The organism is Kitasatospora sp. NPDC036934, from assembly GCF_055608425.1.
Genome location: NZ_JBVJQR010000004.1, coordinates 78,698 through 95,365 on the forward strand (window position 1 = coordinate 78,698; position 16,668 = coordinate 95,365).

At 73.8% G+C, this 16,668-nt stretch carries 16 protein-coding genes and 3 tRNA genes; 16 read left to right on the forward strand and 3 right to left on the reverse strand.

What is annotated here, in order from left to right; all coding sequences use genetic code 11:
* Positions 1–44: 44 nt before the first annotated feature.
* Positions 45–779: a hypothetical protein gene (locus tag ACZ7BZ_RS07745; protein ID WP_470357595.1), complete on the reverse strand. Its 735-nt coding sequence runs from the start codon at positions 777–779 to the stop codon at positions 45–47.
* Between the two features lie 312 nt (positions 780–1,091).
* On the opposite strand from ACZ7BZ_RS07745, the gene proB reads away from it, so the two are divergent.
* The 5 genes from proB to ACZ7BZ_RS07770 all read left to right on the forward strand — a co-directional run bounded on the left by proB (position 1,092) and on the right by ACZ7BZ_RS07770 (position 6,187).
* Positions 1,092–2,228, forward strand: a complete 1,137-nt coding sequence (proB, locus tag ACZ7BZ_RS07750; RefSeq protein WP_380462045.1) for a glutamate 5-kinase — start codon at positions 1,092–1,094, stop codon at positions 2,226–2,228.
* A 164-nt stretch (positions 2,229–2,392) separates the two neighbouring features.
* Positions 2,393–2,917 (forward strand): hypothetical protein, encoded by a 525-nt coding sequence (locus tag ACZ7BZ_RS07755; RefSeq protein ID WP_380462044.1) that lies wholly within the window; start codon positions 2,393–2,395, stop codon positions 2,915–2,917.
* 74 nt (positions 2,918–2,991) lie between these two features.
* Positions 2,992–4,275 (forward strand): glutamate-5-semialdehyde dehydrogenase, encoded by a 1,284-nt coding sequence (locus ACZ7BZ_RS07760; RefSeq protein WP_470357596.1) that lies wholly within the window; start codon positions 2,992–2,994, stop codon positions 4,273–4,275.
* Between the two features lie 171 nt (positions 4,276–4,446).
* The gene (locus tag ACZ7BZ_RS07765; protein ID WP_470357597.1) at positions 4,447–5,028 is read left to right on the forward strand and encodes an SCO2584 family spore wall biosynthesis protein; all 582 of its coding nucleotides are present in this window, start codon (positions 4,447–4,449) and stop codon (positions 5,026–5,028) included.
* Between the two features lie 97 nt (positions 5,029–5,125).
* A complete protein-coding gene (locus ACZ7BZ_RS07770) occupies positions 5,126–6,187 on the forward strand; it encodes an SCO2583 family membrane protein (protein ID WP_470357598.1) in 1,062 nt (353 codons plus the stop codon).
* 135 nt (positions 6,188–6,322) lie between these two features.
* Here the strand turns inward: ACZ7BZ_RS07770 and ACZ7BZ_RS07775 are convergent, their stop codons facing one another.
* Positions 6,323–7,408 (reverse strand): M48 family metallopeptidase, encoded by a 1,086-nt coding sequence (locus ACZ7BZ_RS07775; RefSeq protein WP_470357599.1) that lies wholly within the window; start codon positions 7,406–7,408, stop codon positions 6,323–6,325.
* 299 nt (positions 7,409–7,707) lie between these two features.
* On the opposite strand from ACZ7BZ_RS07775, the gene ACZ7BZ_RS07780 reads away from it, so the two are divergent.
* The 8 genes from ACZ7BZ_RS07780 to ACZ7BZ_RS07815 all read left to right on the forward strand — a co-directional run bounded on the left by ACZ7BZ_RS07780 (position 7,708) and on the right by ACZ7BZ_RS07815 (position 12,401).
* Positions 7,708–7,854 (forward strand): hypothetical protein, encoded by a 147-nt coding sequence (locus ACZ7BZ_RS07780; protein ID WP_380462039.1) that lies wholly within the window; start codon positions 7,708–7,710, stop codon positions 7,852–7,854.
* A 153-nt stretch (positions 7,855–8,007) separates the two neighbouring features.
* Positions 8,008–8,163 carry a hypothetical protein gene (locus ACZ7BZ_RS07785; RefSeq protein WP_380462037.1) on the forward strand — a complete coding sequence of 52 codons (156 nt, stop codon included), beginning with the start codon at positions 8,008–8,010 and terminating at the stop codon, positions 8,161–8,163.
* 124 nt (positions 8,164–8,287) lie between these two features.
* A complete protein-coding gene (nadD, locus tag ACZ7BZ_RS07790; RefSeq protein ID WP_188306316.1) occupies positions 8,288–8,923 on the forward strand; it encodes a nicotinate-nucleotide adenylyltransferase in 636 nt (211 codons plus the stop codon).
* Between the two features lie 13 nt (positions 8,924–8,936).
* The gene (locus tag ACZ7BZ_RS07795; RefSeq protein WP_470357600.1) at positions 8,937–10,790 is read left to right on the forward strand and encodes an LCP family protein; all 1,854 of its coding nucleotides are present in this window, start codon (positions 8,937–8,939) and stop codon (positions 10,788–10,790) included.
* Between the two features lie 137 nt (positions 10,791–10,927).
* Positions 10,928–11,386: a ribosome silencing factor gene (gene rsfS / locus ACZ7BZ_RS07800; RefSeq protein ID WP_188306799.1), complete on the forward strand. Its 459-nt coding sequence runs from the start codon at positions 10,928–10,930 to the stop codon at positions 11,384–11,386.
* Positions 11,383–12,030, forward strand: coding sequence for a histidine phosphatase family protein (locus ACZ7BZ_RS07805; protein WP_380462046.1), 648 nt, complete (start codon positions 11,383–11,385; stop codon positions 12,028–12,030). Before rsfS ends, ACZ7BZ_RS07805 begins: the two co-directional genes overlap by 4 nt.
* Positions 12,031–12,199: 169 nt before the next feature.
* A tRNA-Ala gene (locus tag ACZ7BZ_RS07810) sits at positions 12,200–12,272 on the forward strand.
* Between the two features lie 56 nt (positions 12,273–12,328).
* Positions 12,329–12,401: transfer RNA gene (locus ACZ7BZ_RS07815), tRNA-Ala, on the forward strand.
* 89 nt (positions 12,402–12,490) lie between these two features.
* Here the strand turns inward: ACZ7BZ_RS07815 and ACZ7BZ_RS07820 are convergent.
* Entirely contained in the window at positions 12,491–13,390 is a 900-nt protein-coding gene (locus ACZ7BZ_RS07820; RefSeq protein WP_470357601.1) for a helix-turn-helix transcriptional regulator, read from the reverse strand.
* Between the two features lie 103 nt (positions 13,391–13,493).
* Here ACZ7BZ_RS07820 and ACZ7BZ_RS07825 point away from each other — a divergent pair, with 103 nt between their 5' ends.
* The 3 genes from ACZ7BZ_RS07825 (at position 13,494) to ACZ7BZ_RS07835 (ending at position 16,648) form a co-directional block, all read left to right on the forward strand.
* Positions 13,494–14,933: an MFS transporter gene (locus tag ACZ7BZ_RS07825; RefSeq protein WP_470357602.1), complete on the forward strand. Its 1,440-nt coding sequence runs from the start codon at positions 13,494–13,496 to the stop codon at positions 14,931–14,933.
* 249 nt (positions 14,934–15,182) lie between these two features.
* A tRNA-Ala gene (locus tag ACZ7BZ_RS07830) sits at positions 15,183–15,255 on the forward strand.
* A gap of 97 nt (positions 15,256–15,352) precedes the next feature.
* Complete coding sequence (locus ACZ7BZ_RS07835) at positions 15,353–16,648, forward strand: hypothetical protein (RefSeq protein ID WP_470357603.1); 1,296 nt, start codon at positions 15,353–15,355, stop codon at positions 16,646–16,648.
* The last annotated feature ends 20 nt before the right edge of the window (positions 16,649–16,668 follow it).

Genomic DNA, 16,668 nt, shown 5'->3' on the forward strand with positions numbered 1-16,668 from the left:
GACCGGTGGCGGGGGCCTTTCCCGTGCTCAGGGGTGACGAGGCGTCACTTCGACCAGGAGGCCTGGAGCTTGAGCAGGTCGTTCAGGTCGGTGTAGCCGACCGCGACCGGGCTGGTGCCGGTGATCGAGATGATGTCGCAGCCCTTGGTCTCGGCGCCCTTGGCGACGCCCTGGAACTTCGCCCCGGTGCACTTGGGCAGCGGGTTGGAGGCGGTCAGGACGGGCAGGCCCTTGTTGCCGGCGGCGTCGAAGAGGACGAACTTCGAGTCCGGGGCGGTGAAGGACAGGCTGGCGTCGCCGAGGTTCTTGACGGTGTAGCTGACGTAGACCGGGGTGCGGCCGTCCAGGCCGGTGGTCGGGACCTTGGCGGCGGTGAGGTCCTGCAGCGAGCCGACCTCGATGCCGGTGACGGTGATCTGCAGCTTGGTGGAGACGTTGGAGGTCTTGTCGGCGAAGTCGACGGTGGCCGGCTGGCCGACCTTCACCGCGGTGGCGGCCTGCGGGACCTTGCCGCCGCCCGCGCCAGCGGCGCCGCCGCCCGCCGCACCGGCCGTACCGGCGCCACCGGTCGCGGCGCCGCCGGTGGCCGCGCCCGACGGGGCGGCGGTCGAACCGCCGGCCGCACCGCCGCTGGCCGCCCCGGTCGGGGACGGAGCCGCTCCGGTGGCAGCGCCCTTGCCGGTCGGGGAGTCCGAGTTGTCCGGGCCGCACGCGGCGAGCGAGAGGGCGGTGGCCGCCGCCAGGGCGGCGACGGTCAGCTTCGTGGTGTGCGAACGCATGGTGTGCTTTTCTCCTGGCGCGCGACCGCGAACCCGTTGCCGGTCTGCCCAGCGCGGTGCCGCCCCCGTGTCACAGGAAGGTCGAAGACGAGTGGGCACAGCGGGCAGGAAGCCGTCCCCCGATCTGGCTTTCGGTCAGGGACCATACCAGCCACCCGGATGGGCGGCCGGGCTGTGGCGGGCCGGTGACCAGGGCGGGTCCAGCCGGTGAAACACCCTGGGGGTGACCTGCGCGGATCGCGTAGATTTCGGGCATGACGGCCGGGCCGGGCCCCGCCGCACCAGCACCACACCGGAAGGGCGTACAGCGAGATGAGCGAGGACTCACTGCGGGAGGAGGTGCTGACCGCACGGCGGATCGTGGTCAAGGTCGGCTCCTCCTCACTCACCACGGCGGCCGGCGGCCTGGACGCCGACCGGGTCGACGCCCTGGTGGACGCGCTCGCCAAGGTGCGCAGCCGTCCGGACGCGCCCGAGGTCGTCCTCGTCTCCTCCGGTGCCATCGCCGCCGGGCTCGCCCCGCTCGGCCTGGACAAGCGGCCCAAGGATCTGGCCCGTCAGCAGGCCGCCGCCAGCGTCGGCCAGGGACTGCTGGTCGCCCGGTACACCGCCTCCTTCGCCCGGTACGGCATCCGGGTCGGACAAGTGCTGCTCACCGCCGAGGACGCCAGCCGGCGCGCCCACTACCGCAACGCCTACCGGACGCTGGACCAGCTGCTGGCGATGGGCGCGATGCCGGTCGTCAACGAGAACGACACCGTCGCCACCGCCGAAATCAAGTTCGGGGACAACGACCGGCTGGCCGCGCTGGTCGCCCACCTGGTCCGGGCCGACCTGCTGGTGCTGCTCTCCGACGTGGACGGCCTCTACGACGGCGACCCGTCCCGGCCCGGCACCAGCCGGATCGCCGAGGTGGGCGGCCCGCACGACCTCGACGGCATCCAGATCGGCAGCGCCGGCAAGGCGGGCGTCGGCACCGGCGGCATGGTCACCAAGGTCGAGGCGGCCCGGATCGCCACCGGCGCGGGCATCCCGGTGGTGCTCACCGCGGCCAGCCACGCCGCCGACGCGCTGGCCGGACGGCCCACCGGCACGCTCTTCCGGCGCACCGGCAGCCGCACCTCCGACCGGATGCTCTGGCTGGCCCATGCGAGCAGCCCGCGCGGCGCCCTGCACCTGGACGCGGGCGCGGTCGAGGCGGTCGTCTCCGGCGGTGCCTCGCTGCTGCCGGCCGGGGTGACCAAGGTCGACGGGGAGTTCGCCGCGGGTGATCCGGTGGACCTTCTTGCCGAAAACGGCCACATCGTGGCCCGCGGACTGGTCAACTTTGATGCGAGGGAGTTGCCCCGCCTGCTCGGCCGGTCCACCCGCGACCTGGCCCAGGAGTTCGGCGCCGGGTACGAGCGCGAGGTCGTCCACCGCGACGACCTGGTCGTTCTGCACGGCTGACCGGCCGTCCGGCCGGCACCGGCCGAGCGGCGCAGTGCGGTCGGCGGGCCGCTCCGAAACCGGGAGCGGCCCGGCCAACGGGCGAGGAGGGGCGCAGCCGTACCGGTCGGCCGAGGGCCGGCGGGCCGGGGGACGACACGAGATCGCCGAACAGGAGGCCGCCGGTGGAACGCAGGCGCGAGGCAGCGCTGACCGGAGGGACGGCGGGCCGGCGGCTGACCAGTATCGACGGCGGACGCGGGGACGCCCCCGCCGAGCCGGCCGGTCCGTCGCCGCAGAGGCCCGGCGGGGTGCGCAGGGTGCGGCCGCAGCGCGCCCAGGCCGCGGACCCGCCCAGCGTGCCGGAGCAGGCACGGCTGTGGCACGTGGTGCTGAGCGTGGCCGGGCAGACCACCCCGCTGTCCTCGCTGCGCGCCTCACTGGAGCAGCTGGCACACGACCACTCGTTCTTCCTGACCGCCCGCTACGCGGCCGACCACGCCGAGATCCGGTACTGGGAACAGGCCCGGGACCTGCACGACGCGGCGGCGATCGCGCTGCGGCTGTGGGGCGAGCACAAGGTGACCGCCAAGCTGCCGCCGTGGGAGATCGTCGGGCTGGAGGTGGTGGACCGGGCGACGTACCACAAGCGGGTCGCCGAGGGCTTCGGTACGCCGCCGCCGCACCTGGGCGGGGTGCACCCGTACTGACCGGCGGTCCGGCCGGTGTCTCACCGGGCGAAATGACGGCCGGCGGGCGCGGGCCAGTCGCTACCCTTGGCGGCATGACCAGCGATCTCGCCACCGCCGACAGCCCCGTCCTCGCCGTAGCGCGCCGAGCCCGGGAGGCCGCCGCCGCGCTCGCCCCGCTGCCGCGCCGGGCCAAGGACGCCGCGCTGCTGGCGATCGCGGACGCGCTGGTCGCCCGCAGTGCCGAGATCGTCGCGGCCAACGCCGAGGACGTGGAGCGGGCCCGCGCGGCGGGGACGGCCGAGTCGGTGATCGACCGGCTGAGCCTGACCGACGAGCGGATCGCCGCGATCGCCTCCGACGTGCGGGACGTGGCCGGCCTGGCCGACCCGGTCGGCGAGGTGGTGCGCGGCTACACGCTGCCGAACGGCCTCGACGTGCGCCAGGTCCGGGTGCCGCTGGGCGTGGTCGGCATCATCTACGAGGCCCGACCGAACGTCACCGTCGACGCCGCCGCGCTCTGCCTGAAGTCCGGCAACGCGGTGCTGCTGCGCGGCTCCGCCTCCGCCTACCGCTCCAACACCGCGCTGGTCGCCGTCCTGCGGGACGCCGTGGTCGCGGCCGGGCTGCCGGCCGACGTGATCCAGCTGGTGCCGGGGGAGAGCCGGGAGTCGGTGCAGGAGCTGATGCGCGCCCGTGGCCTGGTCGACGTGCTGATCCCGCGCGGAGGGGCCTCGCTGATCCGCACCGTGGTCGAGGGCTCGACCGTTCCGGTGATCGAGACCGGCACCGGCAACTGCCACGTGTACGTGGACGCGCGGACCGACCTGGCGATGGCCGTCGGGATCCTGCTGAACTCCAAGGCGCAGCGGGTCAGCGTCTGCAACTCCGCCGAGACGCTGCTGGTGCACCAGGACGTCGCGGACGAGTTCCTGCCGCTCGCCCTGGCCGCCCTGGCGGAGGCCGGGGTGACGGTGCACGGCGACGAGGCGGTGCTGAAGGCGGCCGAGGGCACCGGTGCCACCGTGGTGCCGGCCACCGACGAGGACTGGGGCGCCGAGTACCTCTCGTACGACCTGGCCGCGGCCGTGGTGCCCTCGCTGGACGCCGCCGTCGCGCACATCCGCCGGTGGTCCTCCGGCCACACCGAGGCGATCGTCACCACCTCGCAGGCCGCCGCCCGCCGCTTCACCCAGCTGGTGGACTCGACCACGGTGGCCGTCAACGCCTCCACCCGGTTCACCGACGGCGGTGAGTTCGGCTTCGGCGCGGAGATCGGCATCTCCACCCAGAAGCTGCACGCCCGCGGCCCGATGGGCCTGCCGGAGCTGACCAGCACCAAGTACATCGTCACTGGTGACGGGCATGTCCGCGGTTAGGCCTGTCTCCTGGATCCGGTCGGACCCGGCCAGGATCCCGGAGACAGGCCTTGGGCGACGCCGACCGTGGGCGGGGGCGCGGAGGCCCGCTGAGGGGCGGCCGTCACACGTGTGACGGACCAACTGCCGGGAGCCACAGACAAATCGCCCGGCCGGTAATACGCTGAATCCGTGGCTGAGGATGTGGGGGGCTTGCCGTACCCCGACGGCGCCGACCACGGTGGTGCGGACGACGAGTTCGCCACCGTGGTCTTCGATGAGGCCTTCGTCCGGTCCGCCGCCGTGCACGAGCCGACGGCCAAGGAGCGGCAGCTCGCCGCCGCCGAGGCCCGGTTCGAGCCGGACGCCGCGGGACCGGGCTGGAGCTATGACGTTCCGGTCGGGGACGGGCTGCCGCTGGAGCTGCGCCCGCACCCGAGCGGACTCGACGACGACCATCTCTACCCCGACCCCTGGTCGGGCCCGGGCCGGGTGGGCGGGCATCCGGGACGGCGCTGGGGACGGCGCTACGACCCGGTGCGGACCCGCGGCCGGTACGTGGCCCAGCAGCGCTGGCACCGGCCGGTGGCCTGGGTGCTCGCCGTGATCATGGGCGTGAGCCTGGTGGCGGTGGCGGTCGCGGCGATCTACCAGGGCGTGGGCGGCACCTCGGGCGCTCCCCGGCGCCCGGAGTCCGGCAACAGCAGCCCGGGGGCGGACCCGCGGTCCGCGCCCGCCGAGCCGCTACCGGTGGTCACCGCACCGGCCGGCTGACCGGGGGCGTGCGCCCGGGGCGGCCGGCCACGGAGCGTTCCCGGCAATCTGCGCCGGGGCCCTCGTGGCGGGCCCCGGGTGCGCCTACCCTGGTCTTATGGGTGACCCGCGCGAGCCTCCTGAGGGTACGCCCGAGGGCGGTTCCGGCAATGAGGACGAGTTCCGGTCCGTCGTCTTCGACGAGTCGTTCGTCCGCGCTGCCCGGATCCAGGAGCTCTCCGCCCGGGAACGGCTCGCGGGCTCCTTCGGCAAGGCCACCCGGGCCCGGGTGCGGCTGGGCCCGCTGGGCTCCGTGCCGCGCCAGGCGCTGGCCCTGCTGCTGCTGATCCTGTTGGCGTTCGGGGCCGCGGTGTACTTCGGGGTGAACTCGCCCAAGGGCATCCCGCTGCGGCCGGAGGGCAGTCAACTCACCGTCAGCCTGGTCGCGTTGAGCCCGGCTTCGACCGTACGGCCGGTCGCCGACCCGGCGCGTCCGTTCGCCGAGCTGCCGTCCGGGTACGGGGACGGGACGGCCGGGCTGAACACCCCAGCCGGGGCCGCCACCGAGCACTTCAGCAAGGTCGAGGTGACCAAGGCGCTCGACACCGTGCAGCACTACCTGGTCGCCTCCTCGCTGTCCCCGGCGGCGCTGGTCCAGGGCGTCACCACGGATGTGCGGGCCTACGTCACGCCCGGTGAGCAGGCCCAGTTCGACGCCTCCGCCGCCCAGCCGGTGGACGACCGGCACCACGCTGTGACCGGCTGGATCGTCCGCTTCGACCCGGCGCAGGTCGCGCTCGCCTCCGACACCGTGAAGACGGCCGGCGCGATGCGCGTCGACGAAGCGGACAGCAGCACCCTGCAGATCACCACCGACCACACCTTCGTCTACGCGCTGAAGCCCGCCGGGGCCCCGGCCGGAGCGCCGGTCACCCTGGAGACCGTGCGGCGCGAGCTGACCTTCCAGTTCGACCGGGTCGACCTGGGGCAGGCGCAGCTGCGGCTGGTGGACGCGGTGCTGCAGGCCGGACCGGAGCCGTGCACCGCCTCGATGGCGGGCTTCCTGCAGCCGGTGCTGGCCACCGGGCAGGGCACCGCGGTGGCGCCGCCGACGCCGGTCGACCCGGGCAACCACGCGCGGCCGGCCTGGCAGGTGTGCGGGGTGCTGGCCGGGGGCTGAGCGGGGGGCCGGTGGTCAGTGGTCGGTCGTCGGTGGCGGATGGACGGTGGTCGGTGGTCGGTGGCCGGGAGCGGCGGACGGCCGGTGGCCCGGGTGGGTCACCGGCCGTCCGCGGCGCAGGGTTCGGGCGCCGGTTCAGCCCTCGGTGCGGTCCGAGGAGTCGGCCGTCTGGGCGCCCGGGGCGGAGCCGCCGCGGCTGCCGTTGCCGCCGGTGAAGGTGTCGCGCAGCTTGCCGCCGACCGTCGCGGCGCCGCCGGCCACGTCTCGCAGCAGGCCCATCAGCGGGTCCTTGCTCTCCTTCACCGAGGTCGAGTAGTGCTCGGCCGCGGCCTTCCACTGCTCGCCGACCGAGGCGTCCCGGTCGTCCGTGCGGCGCGGGTAGGCGCCGGCCAGGATCGAGCGGTACTCGTCGCTCTCCGCCCACTTCTTCAGCTGGGCGACCCGGACCACCGCGAACGGGTGGGTCTGCGGCAGCAGCTGGAGCAGCTTGAGCACGCCGTCGCGCAGGTCCCCGGCCTTCTCGTACTCCTCGGCCTGCTCCAGGAAGGCGTCGACGTTCATCTCGGCCAGGTTGTGCCCGCCGGCCAGCTTCATCAGGGCCCGCATGGACGCCTGGAGGTCCTGCCCGGCGAGCAGGCCGGCCCGGTCGCTGGACAGCTCCGCCTTGCGGAACCACTCCTTGAGCGCGGTGATGACCGCCGTGATCGCCAGGTTGCCGAGCGGCACCCAGGCGATCCGGGTGGCGATGTTGGTGAGGATCATCAGCATCGTCCGGTAGACGGCGTGGCCGGACATCGCGTGACCGACCTCGTGGCCGATGACGGAGCGCAGCTCCTCCTCGTCCATCAGCTCGACCAGGCCGCTGGTGATCACGATGATCGGGGTGTCGATGCCGATGGTGAAGGCGTTGACCGACGGGTCCTGGGTGACGTAGAGGTCCGGGACCTGCTCCAGGTCGAGCACGTAGGCGGCGTCCCGCACCATGTCGTGCAGTTCGGGGAACTGGCGCTCGGAGGTCTTCACGGCGGTGGCCAGGAACATCAGCCGGATCGCGCGCTCGGAGACCAGTCCGGCGAGCTTCTTCAGGATGTCGTCGAAGCCGGACAGCTTGCGCAGGGCCACCAGCGCGGAGCGGTCCGCCGGGTGTTCCCAGGCCCGCGTGGAGATCTCGGGGAAGCGCCGGCGGCGGCGGCTCGGGGTCTTCGCGGTCGTGTCGGTCATGGTCTGCGTACCTCCTGGTCGACGGCGGCCCGGCGCAGCGCCCGGCCCCCCGCTGGTCTTCGCCTGCAACGACTCGTCTGCTCGACTGCTCGTCTGCAACGACTGCCTGTGCAACGTCCGCGGTTGCGTACTCGTCCCCGGGGCGCGGTCACGGCGGCGGTCACGGGCGCGGTCACGGGCGGGGCGGCGGGTCACGGGGGCCGGTGGGTGGCGCCGGTGTGAGGCGGGTTTACCCTGAATGCCCTGGAGAACCGGGACCGGATCCGGCCGCGGTACGAGCAGTTCGAGGAGCCCCTCAGATGTCCACCGAAGCGCTGGTCAGCCTGGCCGCCCCCATCTCCGACGAGGCCGGCCCGGGCCTGTTCCTGCGGATCATCGTGATCGCGTCCTTCGTCGGGATCGGCCTGCTGGTCTGGGTCATGGCCCGCGCCTTCCGGGGCCAGTAGACCCTGCTCCCGGCCGCACCCCCTCACGCCCGGTCAGCGGCGGTGGGCCGCCGAGCGGTTGCCGTGTAACCCCCCGTACGATGACGGGTGGGCCCTCACCGGCCCGGAACCACCCCCAGGTCCGTTCACCGAGCCGAGAAGGTCCCGCCGACCATGAGCACTGCTGCCGCACTCCCCGTTCTGAACCTCCTCGCCGAGGGCGAGGGGGGCAACCACGACAGCCTGAACCCGCTGCTGACGGGTGGCTCCGCGCTGTTCATCCTGGTGCTCCTGCTCTTCATCACGACCCGCTTCAACCGGGACCGCTGAGCCGGGTCCTGGGACCGCTCGGGGAGCGTCCGGCCAGAGGGCCGGCCGCTCCCTCACGCATCTGCGGACAACCCCCACACGGGCGTTCCCGCACCGCAACGGGCGTCGCGTAAGGTGTGGCGGCATGGGAGAGCAGGCCGGGAATCCCGGCGGACCGGAACCGGTGAAGAAGCGCCTCGGCGTGATGGGCGGCACCTTCGACCCGATCCACCACGGCCACCTGGTCGCCGCCAGTGAGGTGGCGAGCGCGTTCCACCTGGACGAGGTGATCTTCGTCCCGACGGGGGAGCCCTGGCAGAAGAGCGACCGGCACGTCACGCCGGCCGAGGACCGCTACCTGATGACGGTCATCGCGACCGCCGAGAACCCGCAGTTCTCGGTGAGCCGGATCGACATCGACCGCGAGGGTCCGACGTACACCGTCGACACCCTGCGCGACCTGCACGCCCTCCACCCGGACGCGGACCTCTTCTTCATCACCGGCGCCGACGCGCTGGCCCAGATCCTGTCCTGGCACGACTCGGACGAACTCTTCTCGCTGGCCCACTTCATCGGATGCACCCGGCCGGGGCACACTCTGTCGGACGCCGGACTTCCGGTGGGCGGGGTCTCCCTGGTGGAGGTCCCGGCGCTGGCCATCTCCTCCACGGACTGCCGCAACCGGGTCGCCAAGGGCGAGCCGGTCTGGTACCTCGTCCCGGACGGCGTGGTCCGCTACATCGACAAGCGGGCGCTGTACGCGACGCCGCACGGGACCTGAGCCAGGAGCGGGCGTGACCGATCGCAGCGGTAACGGCAGCGGCAACGGCGGGCAGCAGCCGGAGGAGTGGTCCACCGGGCAGTACCAGCAGCCGTACCAGCAGCCGTATCAGGGGCAGGGCCACGGCCACGGCCCCGGCCCCGGGTACCAGCAGGGGCAGCAGGGGTACGGGCAGCAGTACGAGCAGTCGGCGTACGACCGGTACGGGCAGCCGGTGTACGGGCAGGGCACCTACGGCGGCGGGCAGCAGGCCCAGGGGTACCAGCAACAGGGGTACGGGCAGACCGGGCAGGTCCCGCAGCAGCAGGGGTACGAGCAGCCGTACGAGCCGCAGACGTACGACCAGTACGGGCAGCCGGTGTACGCGCAGGACCCGTACGGCTACCAGCAGCAGGGGTACCAGGGGTACCAGCAGCCGTACCAGGCCGCACCGGTCGCCCCGGTGGTCGTCGAGCCGCAGCCGCAGCCCGAGCCGTCGGCCGCGCCCGCGGCACCCGCCGTCGTGCCGCCGCCGCGCCGGCGCACGCCCAAGCCGGCCGAGGCGGCGGCCCCGGCCGAGCCGGCGGCGCCCTCGGAGCAGGTCGCCGGGGCCCGGCCGGGCAAGGCCCGGGCGCCCAAGGACAGTTACAGCACGGGCGAGTTCACCTTCGTCGACGAGGAGGCGGAGGAGTCCGAGGACGTCATCGACTGGCTGAAGTTCGCCGAGTCCCGTAGCGAGGTGCGCGCCGAGCGGCGCCGCAAGCTGAAGAACCGGCTGATCGGCCTGGGCGTGGTGCTGGCGCTCGCGGCCGGCGGTGTCGGCGGCTACCTGTGGTTCACCGGGGACAAGCCGACCGCGGCCGCCGCGGCCGGCGGGCGGCAGGTCAACGTCGTCCACCTGCGCGACCTGCAGGGCAAGGTGTCCAGCGCGCTGCTGGTCGACGACGCCTCCGGGCACAAGGGCACGGTGCTGCTGCTGCCCGACGTGCTGCGGCTGCCCGGCCCCGGCGACCCGCCGGTGACCACGGTCGGCCAGGCCATGGACGCGATCGGCGCCTCGGCCACCCGCGACGGCCTGTCCACCGTGCTCGGCGCCCCGGTGGCCGGCACCTGGCGGCTGGACACCCCGTACCTGGAACTGCTGGTCTCCCAGCTCGGCGGCGTCCGGGTGGACACCAACGCCGAGACCCACGAGGGCGGCAAGCCGGACGGCAAGCTGCTCTCCGGGGCGGGCAAGAACACCCTGCTCAGCGGTAAGGCCGCGGTCGCCTACGCCACCCTGCAGGGGCCCGGCGAGAACCGGGACGCCCAGCTGGCCCGGTTCGGGCAGGTGATGGACGCGGTGGTGCGCACCATGCCGACCGAGTTCAAGGACGCCAAGGACGACGTGCACCGGATGAACGCGGTGCTCGACCCCTCGCTGCCCGAGGACGCCCTGGCCGGGGTGCTCGCCCAGCTCGCCCAGCAGGCGAAGGACGGCCACTTCGGCACCACCGCGCTGACCGTCAAGCCGGACGGCACCCTGGACGAGGCGACCGCCGGCAAGCAGGTCAAGGACGTGCTCGGCGGCACCGTGAAGTCCGCGGCGGCCGGCGACGCCCCCGCCCGGGTCGCGCTGCAGGACGCCTCCGGCAACGATGCGGCAGGCGCCGCCGCGCAGGTCCAGATCGTCAACTCGGGCCTGACGTTCATCCCGGGCGGCGCCAAGACCGCGCCGCAGGCCACCAGTGAGATCCGCTACACCGACGACGCCCGGCAGGCCGCCGCGAAGTCCCTGGCGAGCAGCCTGGGGCTGCCGGACACGGCCGTGAAGAAGGTCGGCGACGCCCAGAACGCGGACCTGGTGGTCGTCCTCGGCAAGGACTACCAGCCGCCGAAGAACCAGTAGGCGGCGGCGCCCCCGCCCGTGCCCGCCCCCGCGGCCCCGGAAATGCGTTCCGAGGCCGCGGGAGCGGCGTGAGATCCTGGAAGGCGACCCCGGCCACCGTGCCGGGGACTCCCAAGCCGCCGAGCCGGAAGATCACCGTGACCGTCACCGACCACAGCCAGCAGCTCATCACCGTCGCCGCACAGGCGGCGGCCGACAAGCTCGCGCACAACATCATCGCCTTCGACGTCAGCGAGGTGCTGTCGATCACCGACGCCTTCCTGATCGCCTCCGCGAACAACGACCGCCAGGTCCGCTCGATCGCCGAGGAGATCGAGGACCAGCTGCGCGAGCAGCTGGACATCAAGCCTGTGCGCCGTGAGGGCGAGCGCGACGGCCGCTGGATCCTGCTCGACTACCTGGACATCGTCGTGCACGTCCAGCACTCCGAGGAGCGCTCCTTCTACTCGCTGGACCGCCTCTGGAAGGACTGCCCCGAGCTGCCGCTGCCCGCCGACGCCATGGAGTCGCGCAACCGCCCCGACGCCGTCACCGACGACGCCGGCAACGCCGTCGCCCCGGCCGACGACTTCGGCAAGCCCGAGGACCTGCACTGAGCCGCGACGCGCGGGGCCCGCGCATCGTCTTCTGGCGGCACGGCCAGACCTCCTGGAACCTCGAATCGCGCTTCCAGGGCACCACGGACATCGAGCTGACCGGCCAGGGCGTCCTGCAGGCGCAGCGGGCGGCCCGGCTGCTCTCCGGCCTCCACCCCGACCTGCTGATCTCCTCGGACCTCAAGCGCGCCCGGCGCACCGCCGAGGAGCTGGCCAAGGTCACCGGGCTGGACGTCCAGCACCACGAGGGCCTGCGGGAGACGTACGCGGGCTCCTGGCAGGGGCTGACCAACGCCGAGATCCGTGAGCGCCACCCGGAGGAGTACGCGGCCTGGGCGGCCGGCGAGCCGGTGCGCCGCGGCGGCGGCGAGCTGTCCGTCGAGGTCGCCGAGCGCTCGGTGCCGGTGGTGCTGGAGGCCGTCGCCAAGCTGCCGGAGAACGGCACGCTGGTCGTGGTCAGCCACGGCGGCACCATCCGGACCATGCTCGGGCAGCTGCTGGGTCTGGAGCCGCCCCTGTGGGAGTGCTTCGGCGGGCTGTCCAACTGCTGCTGGTCGGTGCTCGGCCAGGGGGCGCGCGGCTGGCGGCTGCTGGAGCACAACGCGGGCACGCTCCCGCAGCCGGTCATCGGCGACGACACCTGATCCCCACCGGTCGGCACTGGGCGGCAGGGCTTCGGCGGGGGATCCACGGAGGCTTCACGGGGGCCCGGAGGGGGCGGATTTCGCAGTTCCGGGCCTGACCAGCTAGAGTCTTCCTCGTTCGCAGGGAAGGAACGCGGCCCGGAAGGGCAGCGGGAGATCCGGTGAGTGCGGGGCTATAGCTCAGTTGGTAGAGCGCTTGCATGGCATGCAAGAGGTCTGGGGTTCAATTCCCCATAGCTCCACTCCGCATCAGCGGTCGTGGAAATCGGAGTTCCGGAGCCAGGGTCGCCAGTGTCGCGGGGCTGTAGCTCAGTTGGTAGAGCGCTTGCATGGCATGCAAGAGGTCCGGGGTTCAATTCCCCGTAGCTCCACAGCAGTTCGAGAGGCCGCCACCCGGGGACGGGAGGCGGCCTCTCGGCCGTTCCGGGGCGGCCGTGGCGCGCGTGGCGCGGCGCGTGACTCACGGCGTGCAGGTGTGCCGCCAGCCGCCCGGCGGCAGGGAGGCGAGCCGCTCGACCAGCTCCCGGTCGGCCGGGTCCTCCGGGACGTACACCACGATGTAGCACTCCGGCACGCCCGGCATCGTCAGATAGGTGGCGTTCAACCGCAGCACGCCCAGCTCGGGATGGCGGAAGATCCGCTGCAGGGTCTTCGGCGGCGCCACCTCCTGGCGGGCCCACAGCTCCCGGAACAGCTCGCTGCGGGCCGACAGCTGCCGTACGTGCTCCTCCCAGACCGGCTCGCCGACGTGCCTGCCGTACGCCGAGCGCAGCACCGCCACCATCCGCGGCAGGGTCTCCTCCGGGTTCTCGCACGGGTTGCAGCACTCCGGCGCCGTCAGCATGCACCAGAGGCTGTTGAAGAACACCCCGTGCGACGGGCGGAGCCGCTCGGTGCCGAACAGCGAGCGGTACGGCCGGTTGAAACTCAGCACGTCGAAGCGGGTGTTGGAGACCGCCGCCGGCAGCGGGGCGAGCGAGTCCAGGATCACCTGGATCGCCGGGCTCAGCTCCGGCGGGGCCGGCTGGGCGAGCGCCGACGGCGCCATCCCGGCCAGCCGGAACAGGTGTTGGCGCTCGGTGCCGTCCAGCCGCAGCGCCCGGGCCACCGCCAGCAGCACCTGCTCGCTCGCGTTGATCGGCCGCCCCTGTTCCAGCCACGTGTACCAGGTGACCCCGACCCCGGCGAGCTGCGCGACCTCCTCGCGGCGCAGACCCGGGGTGCGGCGCCGCAGCCCCGGCGGCAGGCCGACGTCCTCGGGGGTGACCCGTGCCCGGCAGGCCTTCAGGAAGCGGGCCAGCTCGGTCCGGCGGCGTTCGCGGCCGCCCGTCGCGACGGGGGGTTCGTCCAGCACGGTCATGGCGTCCATCGTGCCGCAGCGCGGACGGGCGATACAGGTGCTGCCGGTACCAGGATCGGCAGGCTCTAACCACCAGTACCGGGCCCGCCCCAGGCTGGTGGCCATGACGGATCTTCAGACCCGGCCCAGCGCGGCCGGACGCACCACCGGGGACCCGGCCGTACGGCCCGGACTGCTCCTCGCGCTCGTCCTGTGCGGGCAGTTCATGGCCGTGCTCGACTCCTCCATCGTCAACGTCGCGGTGCCCACCATCCGCACCGACCTGGGCGCCTCCGGCGCCGCCCTGCAACTCGTGATCGCCGGCTACGCCATCGCCTACGCGGTGCTGCTCATCACCGGCGCCCGGCTCGGCGCCCGGTACGGCTTCAGCCGGCTGTTCCAGTTGGGCCTGGCCGCCTTCACCGCCACCTCGCTGGCCTGCGGCCTGGCCCCGACCACCGGCTGGCTGATCGCCTTCCGGCTGCTCCAGGGCGCCGGCGCGGCACTGATGGTGCCGCAGGTGATGAGCCTGCTCCAGCGCACCTTCACCGGCACCGCCCGCACCCGGGCGATCGGCCTCTACTCGGCGGTGCTGGCCGTCGGCGTCGCGCTCGGGCAGGTGCTCGGCGGGGTGCTGGTCAGCGCCGACCTGTTCGGCACCGGGTGGCGGCCGGTGTTCCTGGTCAATGTCCCGATCGGGCTGGTGCTGCTGGCGGCCGGCGCCCGGCTGCTGCCGCGGCTGCCCGGCGACCCCTCCCGCGGCTTCGACCTCCCCGGCCTGGTGGTGCTGGGCGCGGCGCTCGGCCTGCTGGTGGTGCCGCTGGTGCTCGGCAACGAACTCGGCTGGCCGCTCTGGGGCTGGGCGATGCTCGCCGGCGGAGTGCTGATGTTCGGCCTGTTCGTGGTGGTCGAGCGCGGGGTCGCCCGGCGCGGCGGGCACCCGCTGATCCCCGGGCGGGTGCTGCGCGCCCCCGGGCTGCGGCCGGCGGCGGCCGGACTGTTCACGATCATGGCGGCCTACGCGGGCTTCATGTTCGCCTTCGCCCTGCACCAGCAGGCGGCCCTGGGGCACAGCGCGCTGCGGGCCGGGCTCTGCTCGGCACCCGTCGCGGTCGGCTTCGGCCTGGCCAGTCTGCGCTGGCACCGGCTGCCGGGCCGGCTGCACCCGGTGCTGCCGGTGCTCGCCGCGGTGCTGCTCGGCGGCGGGTACCTGCTGCTGGGGGTGCTGCTCGGCGGCGGCGCCGGGATCGGGGCGGTGGTGCTGGCGGAGACGGCAGCGCTCGGCCTGGCCGCCGGCTGCGCGTACGCGCCGCTGTTCGCCCGGGCGCTCGCGGGGGTGGCGCCCGAGGACGCGGCCGACGCCAGCGGGATGACGGTGACCGTCCTCCAGCTCGGGCAGGTGGTCGGGGTGGCGGTGCTCGGCTCGGTGTTCCTCGGGCAGGTGGACCTGCCGGCACCCGCCGCCGACTCGGGGCACGCGCTGCTGGTCACGCTGGCGGCCAACGCGGTGCTGGTGCTCGTCGGCGCGGGCTTCGCGGAGCGCAGCCGGCGGGTGGCGCGCTGACCGCTTTCGCGGGGCGGGGTGCTCGTCGCGGTGACCGATCGGCGGGGCCGGCCGCTTCGCGTCGCCGGAGGGGTGTGGCCGCTTCGCGTCGCCGGAGGGCTGGGGCCGCTTCGCGAGCGGTCGCCGCGCTACCCGCGGCTGCCTCGGGAAACGGATTTCAGGAGCACGCCCCGGACCGTGTAAAGTAGTCGATGTCGCCGAGGGAAACCGGACGGAAACGACGGGAAACCCGGTGACATCGCAGGTCGAGGGGCTGTAGCTCAGTTGGTAGAGCGCTTGCATGGCATGCAAGAGGTCCGGGGTTCAATTCCCCGTAGCTCCACAGTGGTCGAGAGCCGCCACCCGGTAACGGGGGCGGCTCTTCGCCGTTGTGTGCACGCCACCGGCGGGCGGGGTGGAAAGACCGCTACCGTCGTGCCATGGCCGATCTGCAGCGAAGGCGGAACGAGGAGCTGGCCCGGATACTGCACCAGCTCGGCTGGAGTCCGGAACGGCTCGCCCGTGAAGTGAGCCTCGCCCTGCCGCCCGGACTGGCGATCAGCTCCACCGCACCGTACAAGTGGCGCGACCGCGGCATGGTGCCGCGCAGCCCGCACGACCAGACGGTCTGCGAAGTGCTCAGCCGCACCCTCGGCATGGCCGTCACCTACGAGCAGCTCTGGGGCCGGATGGGCGGCCACCGCGGCGCCAAGATCCTCTCGCCCCGGCTGCTCACCGACCCGTGGACCGCCGACAACGCCCAGACCGCCCTGCGCGAGGCCGCCACCGACGCCGGACCGGTCCGCCTCACCGACCTGTTCCGCAGCGCCGACCTCGACCACGCCGCCGAACGGCTCTCCTCGCCGCCGCCACCCGTCGGCGGCGGCGAGGGCGCGCTGCGCGTGGACCCCGCCCTGGCCGGCGAACTCGGCCTGTCCTACCGCAGCAAACAGCGCCTCGAACGCTCCTGCGGCGGCGGCCTCGTGCTGGGCCCCACCAGAGCCGAACTCGCCATGCTGGCCAAGCTGTTGGAACTCGGCGCGTACGACGAACGGCTCGGTCGCGAGCTGTACGGCACCGCCAGCAGGCTCGCCCGGCTGGCCGGCTGGGCCGCGTACGACCTCGGCCACGACGCGGCCGCCCAACGGGCCTTCGTCGCCGCGCTGCGCGCCGCCCACGTCAGCGGCGACCCCCGGCTCGGGGTCGCCGGGCTCGGCGCGCTGGTCGTGATCGCCACCCAGGGTGGCGGCGGCCGTGGCCTGGACGCCGTCGCCGCGCTGCGCACCGCGCTGGAGACCCACGGCACCGCGCTCAGCCCCACCTCCCGGGCCCGCCAGCTCGGCCGGATCGCCCGCGCCTACGGCCGTCGCGGCGAGGCCGAACAGGCCGAGGAGTTCGCCGCCCGGGCCTTCGCCGAACTCGACGGTGTGCCCGGCGCCGAGGAAGCCCGGGCCGGCATCGCCGGGATGGTGGGGGAGGGGCGGCTGGCGCTCGGCCGGCACCGGATGGCCAAGCCGCTGCTCGCCGAGGCCGTCGCCGGGCTCGGACCGGGGCGGGCCCGTGCCAAGGCGCTGCTGATGGTCCGTCTCGCCGAGGCCCACCGGCAGCTCGGCGACCAGCGGGAGGCCGCCCGGACGGCCGGGCTGGCGCGCTCGCTGGCGGCGGGGATGCAGTCGGAGCGGCTGGCCAGGGCGCTGAGGGACTTCGAGGCGGCGGGGCGGACCGCCGCGGGGTGAGGCTCCCGGGGCGTTCCGGG